Genomic DNA, 17,007 nt, shown 5'->3' with positions numbered 1-17,007 from the left:
GGCGCAGGACAAAGCCTGCCCGCGCGTCAGGGATCGATGGGCCTCTGTGCCCGCTCAAGCGGGGTTTTTCAAGCCCAATTAAGGGCTTGCGCTGGGGATGATTCTAGGCCGAGGCGGCGTGGCGAAGCTCGCCATGGCGCTCGTGGAACAGCTTGTCCTCCCAGGCCAGCGCGTGGGCCGCGATGGTCTCGAGGTCCTCGTATTGCGGCTTCCAGTCCAGCAGGCCACGGATGCGGCTGGTGTCGGCGACCATGGTCATGATGTCCCCGGGGCGGCGCGGCGCGTATTGCACGGCGAAGCTGCGGCCCGACACCCGACGCACGGCGTCGATGGTCTCCAGCACCGAATAGCCGCGGCCATAGCCGCAATTCAGCGTCGTCGAGGCGCCGCCATTGCGCAAATACGCAAGGGCCGAGCGATGCGCCTGCGAGAGGTCCGTGACGTGGATGAAGTCGCGGATGCAACTGCCGTCGGGCGTCGGATAGTCGGTGCCGAACACGTCGATCTTGGCGCGCTGGCCGGTGGCGGCTTCCACCGCGATCTTGAGCAGATGCGTCGCGCCGACGGTGGCCAGCCCGATGCGGGCGTGCGGATCGGCGCCGGCGACGTTGAAATAGCGCAAGGTCACGTACTGCATGCCGTAGGCGGCGGCGACGTCGTGCAGCATGATCTCGGTCATCAGCTTCGAGGAGCCGTAAGGCGACAGCGGCCGCGTCGGCGCGTGCTCGGGCACCGGGACCTGGTCCGGATTGCCATAGACGGCGGCGGTCGAGGAGAAGATGAAGCGATTGATGCCGCGCTTGACCGCGACGTTGAGCAGGTTGCGCGCGGTCATGAAGTTGTTGCGGTAATAGCCGAGCGGGTCGCGCATCGAATCCGGCACGACGACGGAGCCGGCGAAATGGATGATGCTTTCGATGTTGTGCTGGGCGATCACGCCTTCGAGCAGGTTCTCGTCGCCTGCATCGCCAATGAACAGCGGTACGCCCTCAGGCAGGTACGCGGAAAATCCGGTCGAGAGATCGTCGATCACGACGACGTCTTCGCCGGCTTCCGCCAGCGCGAGGACCGTGTGACTTCCGATGTAGCCGGCGCCGCCGGTGACTAGCACAGTCATGATCTCACCCGTCTTCGATCAACGCTGCAAGCTAACGTCTGCGTGGTGAAGAGGGGGTATCGGGGCGGCCGAACTGGTCACTATGCTTAATGTTGCGTATAGGGGGCGTACGAAACGGAGCGTGACGTGGCCAATTCCCCCGGCGATCTCGAAGTGATCGTGCCAAATCTGCACAGGCGCTATTCCGGCGTCACCGCGACCAACCGGATGGTGGCGCCGCGGCTGGCGAAATTGTATCGCGCCGCCTGGTTCGGCTCCGATGCGCCAACGGGCATCGCGCGCCTCGGCGTTGCCGATTTTCTCAAGCTATGGCGCCGCAAGCAGCCATTGATCTGGCACGCACGGCGCAACAACGAGATGATCGCGGGCGTCGTGCTGCGCGCGCTCGGCTGGCCGCTGAAGCTCGTGTTCACCTCGGCGGCGCAGCGGCATCATAGCTGGATCACGCGCTGGCTGATCCGGCGCATGGACGCGATCATCGCGACGTCGGATCTCTCGGCTTCGTTCCTGAAGGTGAAGGCGACGGTGATCCCGCACGGCGTCGACACCGACGTCTACGCGCCGCCGGTCGATCGCGCGGCGGCCTTCGCGGAAGCCGCGCTGCCGGGCCGCTACGCCGTCGGCTGCTTCGGCCGCGTGCGTGCGCAGAAGGGCACCGATCTGTTCGTCGATGCGATGTGCCGCCTGTTGCCGCGCCATCCGGATTTCACCGCCGTCATCGTCGGTCAGGTCACGGCGGAGCAGATGCCCTTTGCCAACGATCTGAAAAAGCGGATCGAGGCCGCCGGTCTGCAATCGCGCATCGTCATCACCGGCGAGCTGCCGATCGAAGATGTGCAGCGCTGGTATCAGCGGCTGACGATCTACGCTTTCACCTCGCGCAACGAAGGTTTTGGCCTGACACTGATCGAGGCGATGGCGGCCGGCAGCGCGCTCGTCGCCGCGCGCGCCGGCGCGGCCGAACTCGTGGTCGAGGATGGGATAAGCGGCGTGCTGATCCCGACAGGCGATGCCGATGCATTGGCGGCGGCATTGGAGCCGCTGATGCGCGACGTTGCTGCGGCCACCGTGATGGGCGAGCGGGGGCGGGCGAGGGTGCTTGCAAAGTTCAGCCTTGATGCGGAAGCGGCTCGGATCGGGGAGGTCTATCGGCCGCTGCTCTGACCTGCCGCCCTCATCCGCAAACTAAAACTGTGAAAACAACCCCATGCACAGTAGGCGGCCATAAGTAAATCAATGGGTTGGCAACAGCACTGACCTGCGGATTTATGTCGTTGGCGCCAGAGTTTTGTTCCCGTTTTGGGAATTTTGCGTTGATCCCGAATTGGGAACATGCTATGGCTATGAACGTAATAGCTCGAAGGGCGCTCAAGGTCTTTTGGGAGCGATACCCCCAAGCGGAAACTCCCTTGGGCACCTGGTACGAAATCGTTTCGAAGGGTGACTGGAGCGGCCCCGCAGACCTGAAGAGAGCGTTTGGAAACAACATCGACTTTGTTGGCGACAACAGAGCCGTCTTCGACATTGGCGGCAACAAGTATCGCCTTGTGGTTCACTTCTCCTACAAGTTCAAAACAGCTCTCATCAAGTTTGTCGGCACGCATGCAGAGTACGACGGAATAGACGCGGAGACCGTGTGATGATGGACGTAAGGCCGCTTCGCAACGAACAAGATTACGATTGGGCTATCGGTGAAGTATCCCGCTATTTCGAGGCCGAGCCCGCTCCCGGCACGCCTGACGGTGATCGCTTCGAAGTTTTGTCCTCACTCATCAAGGCGTACGAGGATAATCACTTCGCGACCACCCGGGGCGATCCCATCGACGTTCTCCATTTCGCAATTGAATCCATGGGGCGCTCGCAGACAGAATTGGCGGCTCTGATCGGACGCAATCGGGCGTCCGAAGTCTTGAATCGCATCCGTCCACTGACGCTGGATATGATCCGGACGATCAGCAAGGAATGGAGCATTCCCATTGGCGCTTTGACGGCTCAATATGAGCTGTCGCGTGCACATGCTTGATCGTGCTGGCGTAGCGGCGATGCGGATCGCGTTCGCCAGCGGCGCTCAGTTCTCCGCCTTCGCCCCAGCCTCGCCCAGCACCCGCTGCGCAATCGCCACCACCTCGCTCGCTGCGATATTCCGCATGCATCTGTGGTCGTTCATCTTGCAGATCGTGCTCTGGCAGGGCTGGCAGGACAGCGCTTCCTTGTCCTGCACCACGGTCGCGGCGAGGCCGTTGAGGGGGGCCCAGAGATAGGGGCTGGTCGGGCCGAAAATGCCCATGGTGGGCGTGCCGAGCGCGGCCGCGATGTGCATCAGGCCGGAATCGTTGGAGATGGCGACGCCTGCGGCCGCCATGGCCAGCACGCCGTTGCGCAAGTCGTTGCCGGTGAGGTCCCGCACGCCCGGGCCGCCGGCCGCGACGATCTCCTGGGCGAGGGCCTTTTCCCCGGGGCCGCCGACCACCCAGACCTCCAGCCCGCGCTCGACCAGGAGCCGGGCGGCTTCCGGATAGTAGGTCCAGCGTTTTGAGGCCCCTACCGAGCCAGGGGCGAGCGCCACCGCGGCTGCGGCGCTGAGACCGTTGGCCTGCCGCCAGCGGACGATCTCCTCGGGGGAGACCCGCAATTGAGGCACCGGCCATTCCGGGGGCAGGGGGGCCCCGTCGGGCTGGGCCAGGGCGGCGTTCTTGTCGATGAAACGGGGCAGTTTCTTTTCGCCCCAGCGCCAGCGGTTAAGCAGGCCAAACCGGAACTCGCCGACGAAGCCGACCCGTTCAGGAATACCGGCCAGGGCAGGCGCGATGGCAGCCTTCCAGGTGCGCGGCAGCACCAGGGCGGTACCGTAGTTCCGCTCGCGCAGGAGCTTGGCCAAGGCCAGCTGCCGGCCCACGGCGAGGCGGCCGCGCGGCAGGTCCCAGACGATCCCCTCGCGCACGCCGGGCATGTAATCGACCAAGGGGGCGCACAGCGACGTGGTGAGGAGATCGACCGGCCGGTTCGGCCAGCGCTGCTTCAGGACCCGTACGACTGTGTGATTCCGGACGAAATCGCCGATCCACATATAGGGAATGATCAGAATCGGGCGGGTGTCGCTCCGGTCCGCATCTCCACTAAGTTGTGAATTTTGATTCATTCGTTAAATGAGGCCGCAATGATTTTGGCGGTTCGGTAGCCGCTCCCGGCCGGCACGTAAAGCGGGCAAACCGCTCAATCCCAAAAGCGCTTACACTTTGGCGGCTCATGCGCTACGGCAGGACTGGGCCGCAAATAATCGGGCAGGGATTTCGGAATGTTGCTGGTGACCGGCGGGGCCGGTTTTATCGGGTCGAATGTCGTGGCCGCGCTCAATGATTCGGGCCGCAGCGACGTCGTGGTTTGCGATCTGCTGGGCGGCGATGGCAAGTGGCGGAACCTCGCCAAGCGCCAGCTTGTGGATATCGTCCCGCCGGCCGAGCTGATGGACTGGCTGAAGGGTCGCAAGCTCGATGCCGTGATCCATCTCGGGGCGATTTCCGCGACCACCGCGACCGACGGCGACCTCGTGTTCGAGACCAATTTCCGCTTGTCGATGCGCCTCCTCGACTGGTGCGCAGCGAACGCGGTGCCGTTCATCTACGCCTCCTCGGCGGCGACTTATGGCGAGGGCGAGACGGGTTTTGACGACGACGCCTCGATCCCCGCATTGAAGAAGCTTCGGCCGATGAATCTCTACGGCTGGAGCAAGCACATGTTCGATCTTGCGGTTGCCGCGCGCGGTGCGAACAGCGATCCGCTGCCGCCGCAATGTGTCGGCCTGAAATTCTTCAACGTGTTCGGCCCCAACGAATACCACAAGGGCTCGATGATGAGCGTGCTGGCGCGCCGCTTCGACGACGTCAAGGCCGGCCGCGTCGTGCAATTGTTCAAGTCGCATCGCGAGGGCATCGCCGACGGCGATCAGCGCCGCGATTTCATCTATGTCGATGACGTCGTGCGCGTCGTCATGTGGCTGCTCGCGACGCCGTCGGTGTCCGGCCTCTTCAACGTCGGAACCGGCAAGGCGCGCAGCTTCAGGGACCTGATGCTGGCTGCCTATGCGGCGCTCGGCACCAAGCCCAACATCGAATATATCGACATGCCCGAGCAGATCCGCGGGGCCTATCAGTATTTTACCCAGAGCGAGGTCGATCGGCTCCACCGCGCCGGCTATAACGGCGGCTTCACGACGCTCGAGGACGCGGTGAAGGCCTATGTCGGGGATTACCTCGACCGGCCGGACCGCTTCCGCTGAGGCCCAACGCCATGCCGACGCCCATTCTCGATTTCGACGCCCTCGCGCAAGCCATCTCAGGCCGCACGGTGCTGTGCATCGGCGACATCATGCTGGACGAGTTCGTCTATGGCGAGGTCTCGCGGATTTCGCCGGAAGCGCCGACGCCCGTCATCACGGCCCAGCGCAGCGAGATCCATATCGGCGGCGCCGGCAACGTTGCGCGCAACGTCGCTTCTCTCGGCGCGCACTGCATTTTCGTCGGCCTCGTCGGCGAGGACGATGCCGGTGCACGGCTCAAGACGGCGCTGGACGAGCTCGCTGCAATCGAAAGCGTGCTGGTGTGCGATCCCTCGCGCCCGACCACGCGAAAAGTCCGCTTCGTCTCCGAGCATTTTTCCACGCACATGCTGCGTGCGGATTGGGAACAGGCGGCGCCTGTATCCGATGAGATCGAGACGAAGCTGATCGAGGCGATCCTGCCGGGAATCGCGCGCGCCGACCTCGTGCTGCTGTCGGACTACGCCAAGGGCGTGCTGACGGCGCGCGTCATTCGCCACACCATCGACGCCGCGCGAAAGCTTGGCAAGCCCGTGATCGTCGATCCCAAGAGCCTGAACTGGGCGATCTATCGCGGCGCCACGATGCTCACGCCCAACCGCAAGGAATTTTCGGAGGCGACCCGCAGTCGCGCCGATACCCCGCAGAGCATCGTCGATGCCAGCGAGGACGTGATGCGGCTAGCCGATTGCGAGGCGATCCTGGTCACCCAGGGCGAGCACGGCATGACGCTGGTGCCGCGGAGCGGCGAGGCCGTTCACGTCCCGGCATTACCGGTGAAGGTGCGCGACGTCTCCGGTGCCGGTGACACCGTCGCCGCCGCGCTCGCGGTGTCGCTTGCGGCCGGCGCGGACTGGGACACGGCGTTGCGCATCGCCAACGCCGCGGCCGCGGTCGCCGTCGGCAAGCAGGGCACTGCCAGCGTGAGTGCGGCCGAGCTGCGCCGAAAGATCCTGCCGCATGCCAGCCTCGCGGCCGAGGAAAAGATCGTGCTCGAGCTTGATACGCTCGACGCCCAGCTCGCCGAATGGAAGAGGCAGGGCCAGCGCGTCGGCTTCACCAATGGCTGTTTCGACATCCTGCATCCCGGCCACGTCAAGGTGCTGACCGCGGCGCGCGCCGCCTGCGATCGCCTGATCGTGGGCCTCAACAGCGACGCCTCGGTGCGGCGGCTCAAGGGCGCCGAGCGGCCGGTCCAGGACGAGCGCGCGCGTGCCGAGGTGCTCGCGGCGTTGGAGGCCGTCGATCTCATCGTCGTCTTCGAAGAGGACACCCCGATCGACCTGATCAAGCGCATCAAGCCCGGCGTGCTGGTGAAGGGCGGCGACTACACCCGCGAACAGGTGGTCGGCCACGAGGTCGTCGAGGAAGCGGGCGGGGTGGTCGTGCTGGTCGACATCCTCCAGGGCTTCAGCACGACGGCGCTGGTCCACCGCGCCCGGGGAGGGGGCAAGTGACGGTGCTCGCACGCGAGACGACCGGCGAAATGCTGCTTCGCCGTCTGCGCAGCCCGGCCGCCTGGCGCGAGACCGTCGATATATTCGCGGTCCTGACCGCGGCCTCGCTGCCCTGGTCGACCTCGCTTGCGGGGATATTCAACGCGCTGATGCTGGTCTGCATGGTGCCGTTCCTCGACGTCCGCGCGTTCCTGCAATCCTTGAAGCGTCCGATCTGCGCGGCCCCGATCGCGCTGGTGTTGCTCGCGCTGGTAGGGACACTCTGGTCGGACGCGACCTGGGGCGCACGCTTCTATGCCGTCAATCCGACCATCAAGCTGCTCGTGCTGCCGGTCCTGCTCTATCATTTCGAGCGGTCGCCGCGCGCCCACTGGATCTTCATCGCCTTCCTGGTGTCCTGCGCCTTGTTGTCGGTGATGTCCTGGCTGGTCGCCTTCTACCCGGACCTCGCGCTCAAGACCGATCCGCCCGAACGCGGCATCTTCGTCAAGAACTACATCGACCAGAGCCAGGAATTCGCGCTTTGCGCCGTCGCGCTGGCCTATCCGGTCGTGATGCTGTTGCGTGAAAGGCGCTACCTGCTCGCGGGGCTATTGACCGCGTTGGCGCTGAGCTTCTTCGTCAACATGGTCTTCGTGGTCGTGTCGCGCACCGCGCTCGTCACCGTTCCGATCATGTTCGGCGTGTTCGCGCTGCTCCACCTCAAATGGCGCAGCATCGTCGTCATCTCCGCGGTCGTGCTCGCCGGCGCCGCCATCGCCTGGCAGACCTCGCCGCAATTGCGCAGGACTGCTGACACCTTTGCCAGCGACTATACGCGCTATGTCGAGAAGGGCGAGGCCACCTCGGCGGGCCTGCGGCTCGAATTCTGGCGGAAATCGCTCGGCTTCTTTGCGGAGGCGCCGATCGCCGGGCACGGCACGGGCTCGACGCGCGGCCTGTTCGAAAGGGCCGCTGCGCCGGGCGGCCAGAACAAAGCCTCGGCCGAGGTGATCGGCAATCCGCACAACCAGACGCTCAACGTTGCCGTGCAATGGGGCGTGATCGGCGTCGCCGTTCTCTATGCGATCTGGATCCTGCACCTGATGTTATTTCGCGGCGACGGACTTGCCAACTGGATCGGGCTCCTGGTCGTGGTGCAGAACGTCTTCACCTCGCTGTTCAACTCCCATCTGTTCGACTTCCACGAGGGCTGGATGTACGTCATCGGCGTCGGCGTTGCCGGCGGCATGGTGATCCGGGCCGAATGGGGCGAGGCGAAGATGGGGGAAGCGGTTCCTGACCGGCCGCGCGGCTGGCAAGTCTGATCCAGATAGGCTATCAGCGCAAGCAGGTTGCATCTAACTGGGTTTTCATCGGTCGGCGGATGACGCGTCTTTCGCATCTCACTTTGCGCAATTTCCTGATCGCACTCCACGATTTGCTGGCGACCACGGCAGCGCTCTTCGCCGCCTTTTACGTGCGATTCGAAGGGGGCGACGGCTTCTTCGACCGTTTGCCGCTGCTGTTCCAGATCCTGCCCTATTTTCTGGCCTTCAGCGTGGTCGTGTTCTTCGTCTTGAACCTGACCACGACGAAATGGCGCTTCATCTCGCTGCCCGACGCGCTGAATATCATTCGCGCTGCGACCGTGCTGACGGTTGCCCTGCTCGTCCTCGACTACATCTTTGTTGCCCCCAACGTTCGCGGCGCCTTCTTCCTCGGCAAGGTGACGATCGTCCTCTACTGGTTCCTGGAGATCTCCTTCCTCAGCGCGCTGCGCATGGCCTATCGCTATTTCCGCTATACGCGGGTGCGGCGTCATGCGCGGACCGATGAGGCCGCGCCGACGCTGCTGATCGGCCGCGCCGCGGATGCGGAGGTGCTGCTGCGCGGCATCGAGAGCGGGGCGATCAAGCGCATCTGGCCGGTCGGCGTCTTGTCGCCGTCGCTTTCGGACCGCGGCCAGTTCATCCGCAACCTGCCGGTGCTGGGCGGCATCGACGATATCGAGGACGTCATTGCGGACTTCGCCAAGCGCAACAAGCCGATCGCGCGCCTCGTGATGACGCCGTCGGCGTTCGAGCCGGAGGCGCATCCGGAATCGATCCTGATGCGGGCGCGCAAGCTGGGCGTGATCGTCAACCGGATGCCTTCGCTGGAGAGCGGCGACACGCCACGGCTCACGGCCGTCGCGGTCGAGGATCTCCTGCTGCGGCCGAGCGAGACGATCGACTATGCCCGCCTGGAGGCCCTGATCAACGGCAAGGCGGTGATCGTCACCGGCGGCGGCGGCTCGATCGGTTCGGAGATCTGCGAGCGCGTCGTCGCCTTCGGCGCCGCGCGGCTCCTGATCATCGAAAACTCGGAGCCGGCGCTCTACGCGATCACGGAAGCGCTCGCCGCCCGGGGTGCGGGTGCCGAGGTCGAGGGGCGGATCGCCGACATTCGGGATCGCGATCGCATCATGCGCCTGATGGCGGAGTTCAAGCCCGATATCGTGTTCCATGCCGCCGCGCTCAAGCATGTGCCGATCCTCGAGCGCGACTGGAGCGAGGGCGTCAAGACCAACATCTTCGGCTCGATCAATGTCGCCGATGCCGCGCACAGTGCCGGCGCCGAAGCCATGGTGATGATCTCGACCGACAAGGCGATCGAGCCGGTGTCGATGCTCGGCCTGACCAAGCGTTTCGCCGAGATGTACTGTCAGGCGCTCGATCACGACATCGCAGCGGCCAGCGGCGGTGCCAGGCCACCGATGCGATTGATCTCGGTCCGGTTCGGCAACGTGCTGGCGTCGAACGGCTCGGTGGTGCCGAAGTTCAAGGCCCAGATCGAGGCCGGCGGCCCCGTGACGGTGACGCATCCCGACATGGTCCGCTACTTCATGACCATCCGCGAGGCCTGCGATCTCGTCATCACCGCGGCCACGCACGCGCTCGGCACGCAGCGTCCCGACGTTGCGGTCTATGTGCTCAACATGGGTCAGCCGGTGAAGATCGTCGATCTCGCCGAGCGCATGATCCGTCTCTCGGGCCTGCAGCCCGGCTATGACATCGAGATCGTGTTCACGGGCATGCGGCCGGGTGAACGGCTGCACGAGATCCTGTTCGCCTCCGAGGAGCCGACCCGCGAGATCGGCGTTGCCGGCATCATGGCCGCGCAGCCGAACGAGCCGCCGATGCAGACGCTGCGCAAATGGATCACCGCGCTGGAGCAGGCCGTCGCGCGCGAGGACCGTGCCACCATCAGGACCATCCTGAAAGATGCGGTGCCGGAATTCGGGTCGACCGCGGCCTGACCATGCAGCCTTCCGGCAAGATCGTCGTCGCGAGCCAGCATTATCCGCCGGATACCAGCACGACGGCGGCGATCATGGCCGAGATCGCCTGCCGTCTCGCCGCCGAGCACGAGGTCCTCGTGCTCTCGGGCTGGCCGGGCGCGTTGCCGGCCTCGCAGACCGGTCCCGGCATGCCGCGCGTCGTCGCCATCAAGAACCGCTTGGCCGGCAAGGCGGCACTAGTGCGGCGCGCGATGTCCGAGCTCATGTTCGCGGCGCGCACGTTCTTCGCATTGACGCGGCAGCTGAGGCGAGGGGACGTCGTGCTCACGGTCACCGCGCCGTTCATGCTGCCCTACGCGGTGGCGGCAGCGGCCAGGCTCAAGGGCGCGCGCTCGGCGCTGATCATGCATGACCTCTTTCCCGACGTGCTGGTGATGGCGGGCCTGCTGAAGCCCGGCTCGTTCGTGACGCGGATGATGCGGGCCGCCAACGGCCTGATGTTCCGCGCGCTCAATGCGGTCATCACCATCGGTCGCGATGCGGAGCGGCCGCTCCTCAGCTATTCCGGAATGACGCGGAACAAGATCCGCTTCATCCCGAACTGGGCGACGCTGGTGCCCGGTGCCCGTCCGATCACACCGGAAAATCCGTTCCGCAAGACGCTGTCGGCGGGCTTCGTTGTCGGCCTGTCGGGCAATCTCGGCTTCACTCATGATCCCGAGATTGTGTTCGAGGCGGCGCGCCTCTTGAAGGATCAGCCGGAGATCCATTTTCTGCTCTCGGGCTGGGGCATCGGCTTCGACCGGCTGAAGCAGTTGCAGGCCGAGGCGAAGCTCGCCAATGTCACCTTCGTGGCGCGGGTCGAGGATGCCGAGCTCGAGGCGTTCCTGGCGGCGGCCAATCTCTGGATCATTCCGTACCGGAAGGACGTTGCGGGGGTGTCGGTGCCGAGCCGGTTCTACAATCTGCTGGCGGTTGGCCGTCCCGTGGCGCTGGTCTCCGAGCCGGAGGCCGAGGCCGCGCTGACGGTGGTGGAGAACGGACTCGGCTGGGTGGTGAAGCCCGGCCGCGCCGATCTTTTGGCGGACGCGATCCGTGTGGCGTCCCGTTCCGACGCCGACGCCATGGCGGGACGCGCGGTGAAGGCGGCCGCACAGTTCGACCGGACCGTCGCGATGAACGCCTATGCCGGCGTGATCGGCGAATTGTTGCGCAACCCTGTTCTGGCGGAGCAAGGATGAGCGAGCGGAAACCAGTGGTGCTTGTGACGGGGGCGAACGGTTTCGTCGGCCGTCATGTCGTGCCCGCGCTCACGCGCGCGGGATGGTCGGTTCGCCGCGCGGTGCGCAGCCCCGAGGGGACCGGCGACGAGGTCGTGATCGAAACGATCGGCCCGGAGACCGATTGGACGGGCGCGCTCGAGGGTGTCGATGCCGTCGTGCATCTTGCCGCGCGCGTGCATCACAAGCACGAGGAGCACGCTGAAGGACTCTATCGCAGCGTCAACACGGCCGGCACCCTGCATTTGGCGCGTTGCGCGGCGGCGGCCGGCGTGCGCCAGTTTATCTTCGTGAGCACAGCTCTCGTTCATGGTCGCTGCAACGCGGGCCGGCCGCCGTTCAGCGAGGATGACATGCTGAAGCCAAGTGGTCTCTACGGTATGTCTAAGGCAGAGGCTGAATCTGGTCTTCGGAGGCTGTCGAGCGGCAGCGAAATGAAGATCACGGTGGTCAGGCCGCCGCTGATCTATGGTGAGGGAGCTAAAGGCAATTTCGCTCTGCTAACGCGCGCAGTAAAGATTGGATTGCCGTTGCCGCTCGCCGGGATCCGTAATCGGCGGGCCTTTCTCGCGGTGCAGAACCTCGCCTCCTTCATCGTTTGGAGATTGGCTGATCCCCGCTCGACCAGCAATTTCGAGGTTTTCCTATTGGCGGACCAGGAGCAGGTCTCGACGCCCGAACTGATCCAGCGCTTGGCCGGAGCGTCCGGCAAGCGCCCCCGGTTGTTCTATATGCAGCCGCAGCTGTTGAATTTCTTGCTCAATATCTTCGGTCGATTGGATGCACATGATAGTCTAATCGGCTCATTCGAGCTCGACGTATCCAAGGCGCTCGGTATTGGTTGGCAGCCACAAGTGTCTCTTGACGAGGGCCTTCGGCTGGCGCTCGCATGTTAGAACTTGCGAGGCCGAGAGAAGCGCCAGATGACGACGCCGATCGCGATCGCTCCAGCCAGCAATGCCAGTGCCGTAGTCGCCAACAGCGTACTGCGGACCGTCACTATAGCGAGCAGCGCGAGCAGGAGGTTGAGCGCAAACACCTCGCCGATCACCCGTGGCACTGTAAAGCCGTTGTCGGTGGCGCGCTGATAAAAATGTGTGCGGTGCGCTGTCCAGAACTGTTCGCGACGTGCAATGCGTCGAAATAGCGTGACGGTAGCGTCAACGAGGTAGTAGGCAGGCAGCAGCAGTGCTGCGGCTGGCTGGCGATGCCAGGCGAGTTCCAGCAAACACCAGCCGAGCAGCAGACCAATTGGTAGGCTTCCGACGTCTCCAAGAAATACTTTGGCGACCGGCCGATTGAAGGGCGCGAAGCCGAGGGTCGCCCCGCACAGCGCTGCGGCGACTAGCGCAGCTGGCCAAGACAGCTCGCCAAGCCATCCAAGCATCATAAGGGACGCGGTAACAGGCACTACCTCCGCGACCGTAATCAGGTCGAGCCCGTCCATGAAGTTGATGAGATTTACGAACCACACGCCGGCAAGCAGGATTAGGCTGCGCTCCAGCGAAAATGGCAGCGACGGCACGATCCGAGCGGTTTCGGGGGCGGATAATACGACAGCTCCGACGGCTGCCGCCTGTAGTGTAAGCCGGAGCAGCACCGGCAATGATTTGATATCGTCAGCAAGGCCAACTAGTGCAATCAGCACTGTAGAGCCGATCAACACTGCCGGAATGGCGGTATTCATCCAGGCGGCCAATGACGACGCCACCACCAGGGTTGCAGCGATAACCGCAATACCAGCGCCCTGCGGTGTCGGAATCCGATGCGAGGAGCGATGGTTAGGACGGGCCAGCGAATATCGCTGCAGCAGCGGCATACTTCGCCAAGTGATGAAGGCAGAAAGCAACGCAGCCGCAGCGAGCGCAAGCAGCACAAGGCCGATCGTCATCACGGGATCGCAAGCATGCGTCGTCACTCCGGCACCCCGATCGGAGTGGCCCCCTGCGCGGCCTTTTCCGCGCTGAGGATCCAGACCAGGCCGCCGAACGCGCCGACGATGAAGAACACGGCGCCGTACAGCAGCGAGACGTTGACGCCCTCATTGGCGGCGAGTCCCGCGAAGCCGAATGCCAGGCCCATCGTGGCCTCGCGCACGCCCCAGCCGGCGATCGAGATCGGCATCATCGTGATCAGCATCACCGGCGGCACGAGCATGAAGACATCGCTGAAGCGAACCGGGGCCGCGATCGACTGCACCACGCACCAGGCGATGACGACGGCGAGGACGTGAACGAGGATCGACAGGATCGCGATGATCGGCCCGCGGCTGCGGCTGAAGATCACGCGGTTGGCGATCACCGCGCAGGCGTGAAGATGGTGCGTGGCCCACCAGGTCTTCAGCCAGCGCCATTTCAGCGCACCGAAGATCAGGAAGCCGACGCCGCCGGCGAGCGCCAGCAGATCGACGAGCAGCAGCGCCGAGCGTCCGTGCGGATCGGTGATGAGGGTGTAGCTCCAGGGCAGGCTCGCGACGATGAGAACCGCGAGCGCGATCAGGCCGATCGCGCGGTCGACGAAGATCGAGTAGGTGGCTGCACGCCAGCCGGCCCCGGCGCGTGCCACGAGCCACAGCCGGACCGCGTCGCCGCCGATCGCCGACGGCAGGGTCTGGTTGAAGAACGAGCCGATCACGTTGTAGCGCATGGCGCGGCCGAGCTCGAGCGGCGCGCCGCAGACGGCACTGATCTCGCGCCAGCGCAGCACGCCGACGAAGATCTGAAGGAATGTGACCGCGATCGCCACGCCGATCCAGAACAGGCTGCTCACGGTGAAGCGCGAAAACAGTTCGGACAGATCGACCTTGCGCAGCGCCAGATAGAGCAGCGCCGCGGAAATCAGGATTTTGGCCGCAGAAAGCAGGATTCGGCGCATCTCGCCCGCATGTACAGGGTTTGCGAAGATTTGAGGCAACCCGACGCGAGGCGCCGAATTCGGCCGCTTTGGTATGGTTTTGGCGCCGATCTTGCAATAGCCATCGTTAAGGATGCTGACCCTCGTTAAGGACGCTGAGAGGAGTCCTCATGACGCGCGGCGGGCCTATTGCGAGCCGATCGAGGTGGCGGCTAAACAGGGCCGGCTTGGATCCCCAGGGAACAGGATGACAGATCAGGCGATTTTGGTTACCGGCGCGGCTGGTTTCATCGGTTTTCACGTCGCCCGGCAGCTCCTGGGCGAAGGCCGCACCGTCGTCGGGCTCGACAATCTCAACCCCTATTACGATCCGGCACTGAAGCGGGCCCGCCTGGCGCTGTTGCAGAACGACTCCGGTTTCTCCTTCGTCGAGGCCGATCTTGCCGACCGCGAGACGATCGCGAGGCTGTTTGCGCAGCATCGTTTCACGGAGGTGGTGCATCTCGCGGCGCAGGCCGGCGTGCGCTACTCGATCGAGCAGCCGCACGCCTACGCCGATTCCAACCTCGTCGGCTTTCTCAACGTGCTCGAGGGCTGCCGCAATAACGGCTGTCGCCATCTCGTCTACGCCTCGTCATCCTCCGTTTACGGCGCCAACACAAAAATGCCATTTGCGGTTGCGGACCGTACCGATCATCCCGTCAGCTTCTACGCCGCGACCAAGAAGGCGAACGAGGTGATGGCGCAGTCCTATAGCCATCTCTATCGCCTGCCGGTCACGGGCTTGCGCTTCTTTACCATCTACGGGCCATGGGGACGGCCCGACATGGCCATGTTTCTGTTCGTGAACGCCATCATGGCCGGCAAGCCGATCCGGCTCTTCAACCATGGGCAGATGCGCCGGGACTTCACCTATATTGATGATGTGACGCGTGTCGTATCCAAGCTGATCGATCTTGTGCCCTCGGACGATCCTTCTGCCGCAAATGCGCCGTTTAAGCTCTACAATGTCGGCAATCACCATCCGGAGGAACTGATGCACGTCGTCGGTCTTCTGGAGCGGGAGCTGGGCCGGACGGCGATCAAAGAATTGCTGCCGATGCAGCCGGGAGATGTGCTGGAAACGTTCGCGGATGTCGAGGACTTGATGCGCGACACCGGCTTTGCACCGTCAACGCCGATCGAGCATGGGGTCCATAATTTTGTCACCTGGTATCGGGACTACTTCAAGGTTTGAGATGACGATGGACAAACGCATAATCCCCCTGATCATGTGCGGCGGTGCCGGCACGCGGCTGTGGCCGGCGTCGCGCGAGGTGCGGCCCAAGCAGTTCCTTCCCCTGTTCGGCACGCGCTCGACCTTCCAGGACACGCTGCTGCGCGTCTCCGATCCCTCCCTGTTCGACCGGCCGATCGTCATCACCAACGCGTCCTATCGCTTCATGGTGCTGGAGCAGCTCGCCGAGATCGGCGTCGAGGCCGACGTGATCCTCGAGCCGATGCGGCGGGATTCAGGGCCGGCGATCGCAGCCGGCGCGGTGTTCGCGCAGAACCGCGCCAGTGAGGCCATCGTGCTCGCGCTCGCCGCCGATCACGTGGTGCAGGACAATGCCGCTTTCGTTGCCGCCTGCCGCGAGGGGCTTACCGCCGCGAGCACCGGACGCATCGTCACCTTCGGCGTCAAGCCGGAGCGGCCGGCGACCGAATATGGCTACATCAATCCTGGCGAGGTGATCTCCGGCGAGGTGCATGCGGTCGCGCGCTTCGTCGAGAAGCCGGACGCGGTGAAGGCCTCCGACTACGTCAATTCGGGCTATCTCTGGAATAGCGGCAACTTCATGTTCCCGGCGAGTGTGCTGCTCGACGAATATCGCAAGGTCGATGCGGCAAGCGTCGAGGCGGTCAGCAACGCGGTCAACAATGCCGGCCGCGATCTCGGCTTCGTCACGCTGGAGCCCGAGGCGTTCGGCGCGGCGAAGGCGATCTCGATCGACTATGCCGTGATGGAGAAGACTTCGCGCGCCGCTGTGGTGCCGGTGTCGTGCGGCTGGTCGGACGTCGGCTCCTGGCATGCGGTGTGGGAATTGTCCGCGAAGGACGCGCAGGGCAATGCGGCGCACGGTGCCGCGGTGTTCGAGGATTCCCGCAACTGCAACGTCACGACCGACCAGGCGCTGGTCGCGCTCGAAGGCGTCGATGATCTCGTCGTGGTCGCAACCGCGGATGCGGTTCTGGTCTCGCGCCAGAAGGATGCCAACGGCCTGAAGCGTCTCGTCACCAAGCTGAAGGCGGTCGCGCCGAAGGTCACCGAGGAGCATCTCAAGGTGCATCGTCCCTGGGGCAGCTACCAGTCCGTCGACAATGGCGAGCGCCACCAGGTCAAGCGCATCGTGGTGAAGCCGGGCGGGCGGCTGTCGCTGCAGAAGCACCATCATCGGGCCGAGCACTGGATCGTGGTCCGCGGCACCGCGCAGGTGACGGTCGACGACACCGTGAAGATGGTGCACGAGAACGAGTCGATCTACATCCCGATGGGCGCCGTCCACCGCATGGAGAACCCCGGTAAAATCATGCTGGAACTGATCGAGGTCCAGACCGGCTCCTATCTCGGGGAAGACGACATCATCCGGATTGAAGACGACTACCAAAGGTCGTAACCAGCAAACTCCGAATCACGAGACCCGGGCCAAACAGGCGACATTTTTCGGCCTAAGGCCCGGGGA

Annotated in this window: 15 protein-coding genes; 11 read left to right on the top strand and 4 right to left on the bottom strand. The window is 64.3% G+C overall.

Annotated elements, in window-relative coordinates; translation table 11 throughout:
• Positions 1 to 103: 103 nt before the first annotated feature.
• Entirely contained in the window at positions 104 to 1,117 is a 1,014-nt protein-coding gene (galE, locus tag AC0WRY_RS24350; RefSeq protein ID WP_259214385.1) for a UDP-glucose 4-epimerase GalE, read from the bottom strand.
• A 126-nt stretch (positions 1,118 to 1,243) separates the two neighbouring features.
• Here galE and AC0WRY_RS24345 point away from each other — a divergent pair, with 126 nt between their 5' ends.
• From AC0WRY_RS24345 to AC0WRY_RS24335, 3 genes are all read left to right on the top strand, one after another.
• Entirely contained in the window at positions 1,244 to 2,281 is a 1,038-nt protein-coding gene (locus AC0WRY_RS24345; RefSeq protein ID WP_491121337.1) for a glycosyltransferase family 4 protein, read from the top strand.
• Between the two features lie 179 nt (positions 2,282 to 2,460).
• On the top strand, positions 2,461 to 2,757 hold the full coding sequence (locus AC0WRY_RS24340; RefSeq protein WP_194408391.1) for a type II toxin-antitoxin system HigB family toxin: 297 nt from the start codon (positions 2,461 to 2,463) through the stop codon (positions 2,755 to 2,757).
• Positions 2,757 to 3,140 (top strand): helix-turn-helix domain-containing protein, encoded by a 384-nt coding sequence (locus tag AC0WRY_RS24335; protein WP_310473294.1) that lies wholly within the window; start codon positions 2,757 to 2,759, stop codon positions 3,138 to 3,140. Before AC0WRY_RS24340 ends, AC0WRY_RS24335 begins: the two co-directional genes overlap by 1 nt.
• Before the next feature lie 45 nt (positions 3,141 to 3,185).
• Here AC0WRY_RS24335 and waaF read toward each other — a convergent pair whose 3' ends face one another.
• Positions 3,186 to 4,256, bottom strand: coding sequence for a lipopolysaccharide heptosyltransferase II (gene waaF, locus AC0WRY_RS24330; protein WP_491121335.1), 1,071 nt, complete (start codon positions 4,254 to 4,256; stop codon positions 3,186 to 3,188).
• A gap of 156 nt (positions 4,257 to 4,412) precedes the next feature.
• Between waaF and rfaD the strand changes: the two genes are divergently transcribed.
• From rfaD to AC0WRY_RS24300, 6 genes are read left to right on the top strand one after another with little or no spacing between them, the layout of a single operon-like run.
• Entirely contained in the window at positions 4,413 to 5,393 is a 981-nt protein-coding gene (gene rfaD / locus AC0WRY_RS24325) for an ADP-glyceromanno-heptose 6-epimerase (protein ID WP_285807115.1), read from the top strand.
• An 11-nt stretch (positions 5,394 to 5,404) separates the two neighbouring features.
• Positions 5,405 to 6,889: a D-glycero-beta-D-manno-heptose-7-phosphate kinase gene (rfaE1, locus tag AC0WRY_RS24320; protein WP_491121333.1), complete on the top strand. Its 1,485-nt coding sequence runs from the start codon at positions 5,405 to 5,407 to the stop codon at positions 6,887 to 6,889.
• A complete protein-coding gene (locus AC0WRY_RS24315) occupies positions 6,886 to 8,196 on the top strand; it encodes an O-antigen ligase family protein (protein WP_491121331.1) in 1,311 nt (436 codons plus the stop codon). Before rfaE1 ends, AC0WRY_RS24315 begins: the two co-directional genes overlap by 4 nt.
• Before the next feature lie 59 nt (positions 8,197 to 8,255).
• The gene (locus tag AC0WRY_RS24310; RefSeq protein WP_491121329.1) at positions 8,256 to 10,169 is read left to right on the top strand and encodes an SDR family NAD(P)-dependent oxidoreductase; all 1,914 of its coding nucleotides are present in this window, start codon (positions 8,256 to 8,258) and stop codon (positions 10,167 to 10,169) included.
• 2 nt (positions 10,170 to 10,171) lie between these two features.
• Positions 10,172 to 11,392: a glycosyltransferase family 4 protein gene (locus AC0WRY_RS24305; RefSeq protein WP_285807112.1), complete on the top strand. Its 1,221-nt coding sequence runs from the start codon at positions 10,172 to 10,174 to the stop codon at positions 11,390 to 11,392.
• Complete coding sequence (locus AC0WRY_RS24300) at positions 11,389 to 12,327, top strand: NAD-dependent epimerase/dehydratase family protein (protein ID WP_285807111.1); 939 nt, start codon at positions 11,389 to 11,391, stop codon at positions 12,325 to 12,327. Before AC0WRY_RS24305 ends, AC0WRY_RS24300 begins: the two co-directional genes overlap by 4 nt.
• On the opposite strand, the gene AC0WRY_RS24295 is transcribed toward AC0WRY_RS24300, so the two are convergent.
• Positions 12,324 to 13,322, bottom strand: coding sequence for an MraY family glycosyltransferase (locus tag AC0WRY_RS24295; RefSeq protein ID WP_285807110.1), 999 nt, complete (start codon positions 13,320 to 13,322; stop codon positions 12,324 to 12,326). The genes AC0WRY_RS24300 and AC0WRY_RS24295 overlap by 4 nt on opposite strands.
• Positions 13,323 to 13,345: 23 nt before the next feature.
• Positions 13,346 to 14,305: a lysylphosphatidylglycerol synthase transmembrane domain-containing protein gene (locus AC0WRY_RS24290; RefSeq protein ID WP_194403319.1), complete on the bottom strand. Its 960-nt coding sequence runs from the start codon at positions 14,303 to 14,305 to the stop codon at positions 13,346 to 13,348.
• Positions 14,306 to 14,531: 226 nt separating this feature from the next.
• Here AC0WRY_RS24290 and AC0WRY_RS24285 point away from each other — a divergent pair, with 226 nt between their 5' ends.
• Entirely contained in the window at positions 14,532 to 15,521 is a 990-nt protein-coding gene (locus AC0WRY_RS24285) for an NAD-dependent epimerase (RefSeq protein ID WP_194403318.1), read from the top strand.
• A 7-nt stretch (positions 15,522 to 15,528) separates the two neighbouring features.
• The gene (locus AC0WRY_RS24280) at positions 15,529 to 16,941 is read left to right on the top strand and encodes a mannose-1-phosphate guanylyltransferase/mannose-6-phosphate isomerase (protein WP_491121325.1); all 1,413 of its coding nucleotides are present in this window, start codon (positions 15,529 to 15,531) and stop codon (positions 16,939 to 16,941) included.
• Positions 16,942 to 17,007: the final 66 nt, after the last annotated feature.

Source organism: Bradyrhizobium sp. T-12 (genome assembly GCF_058314695.1).
This window is presented reverse-complemented; position numbering and strand designations above follow the sequence as displayed.

Coding starts and splice junctions, on each gene's coding strand:
- rfaE1 (WP_491121333.1), top strand. CDS start 5,405: ATGCCGACGCCCATTCTCGATTTCGACGCCCTCGCGCAAGCCATCTCA.
- AC0WRY_RS24290 (WP_194403319.1), bottom strand. CDS start 14,305: ATGCGCCGAATCCTGCTTTCTGCGGCCAAAATCCTGATTTCCGCGGCG.
- AC0WRY_RS24335 (WP_310473294.1), top strand. CDS start 2,757: ATGATGGACGTAAGGCCGCTTCGCAACGAACAAGATTACGATTGGGCT.
- AC0WRY_RS24280 (WP_491121325.1), top strand. CDS start 15,529: ATGGACAAACGCATAATCCCCCTGATCATGTGCGGCGGTGCCGGCACG.
- AC0WRY_RS24300 (WP_285807111.1), top strand. CDS start 11,389: ATGAGCGAGCGGAAACCAGTGGTGCTTGTGACGGGGGCGAACGGTTTC.
- rfaD (WP_285807115.1), top strand. CDS start 4,413: ATGTTGCTGGTGACCGGCGGGGCCGGTTTTATCGGGTCGAATGTCGTG.
- galE (WP_259214385.1), bottom strand. CDS start 1,117: ATGACTGTGCTAGTCACCGGCGGCGCCGGCTACATCGGAAGTCACACG.
- AC0WRY_RS24340 (WP_194408391.1), top strand. CDS start 2,461: ATGAACGTAATAGCTCGAAGGGCGCTCAAGGTCTTTTGGGAGCGATAC.
- AC0WRY_RS24295 (WP_285807110.1), bottom strand. CDS start 13,322: ATGACGATCGGCCTTGTGCTGCTTGCGCTCGCTGCGGCTGCGTTGCTT.
- AC0WRY_RS24285 (WP_194403318.1), top strand. CDS start 14,532: ATGACAGATCAGGCGATTTTGGTTACCGGCGCGGCTGGTTTCATCGGT.
- AC0WRY_RS24310 (WP_491121329.1), top strand. CDS start 8,256: ATGACGCGTCTTTCGCATCTCACTTTGCGCAATTTCCTGATCGCACTC.
- AC0WRY_RS24305 (WP_285807112.1), top strand. CDS start 10,172: ATGCAGCCTTCCGGCAAGATCGTCGTCGCGAGCCAGCATTATCCGCCG.
- waaF (WP_491121335.1), bottom strand. CDS start 4,256: ATGAATCAAAATTCACAACTTAGTGGAGATGCGGACCGGAGCGACACC.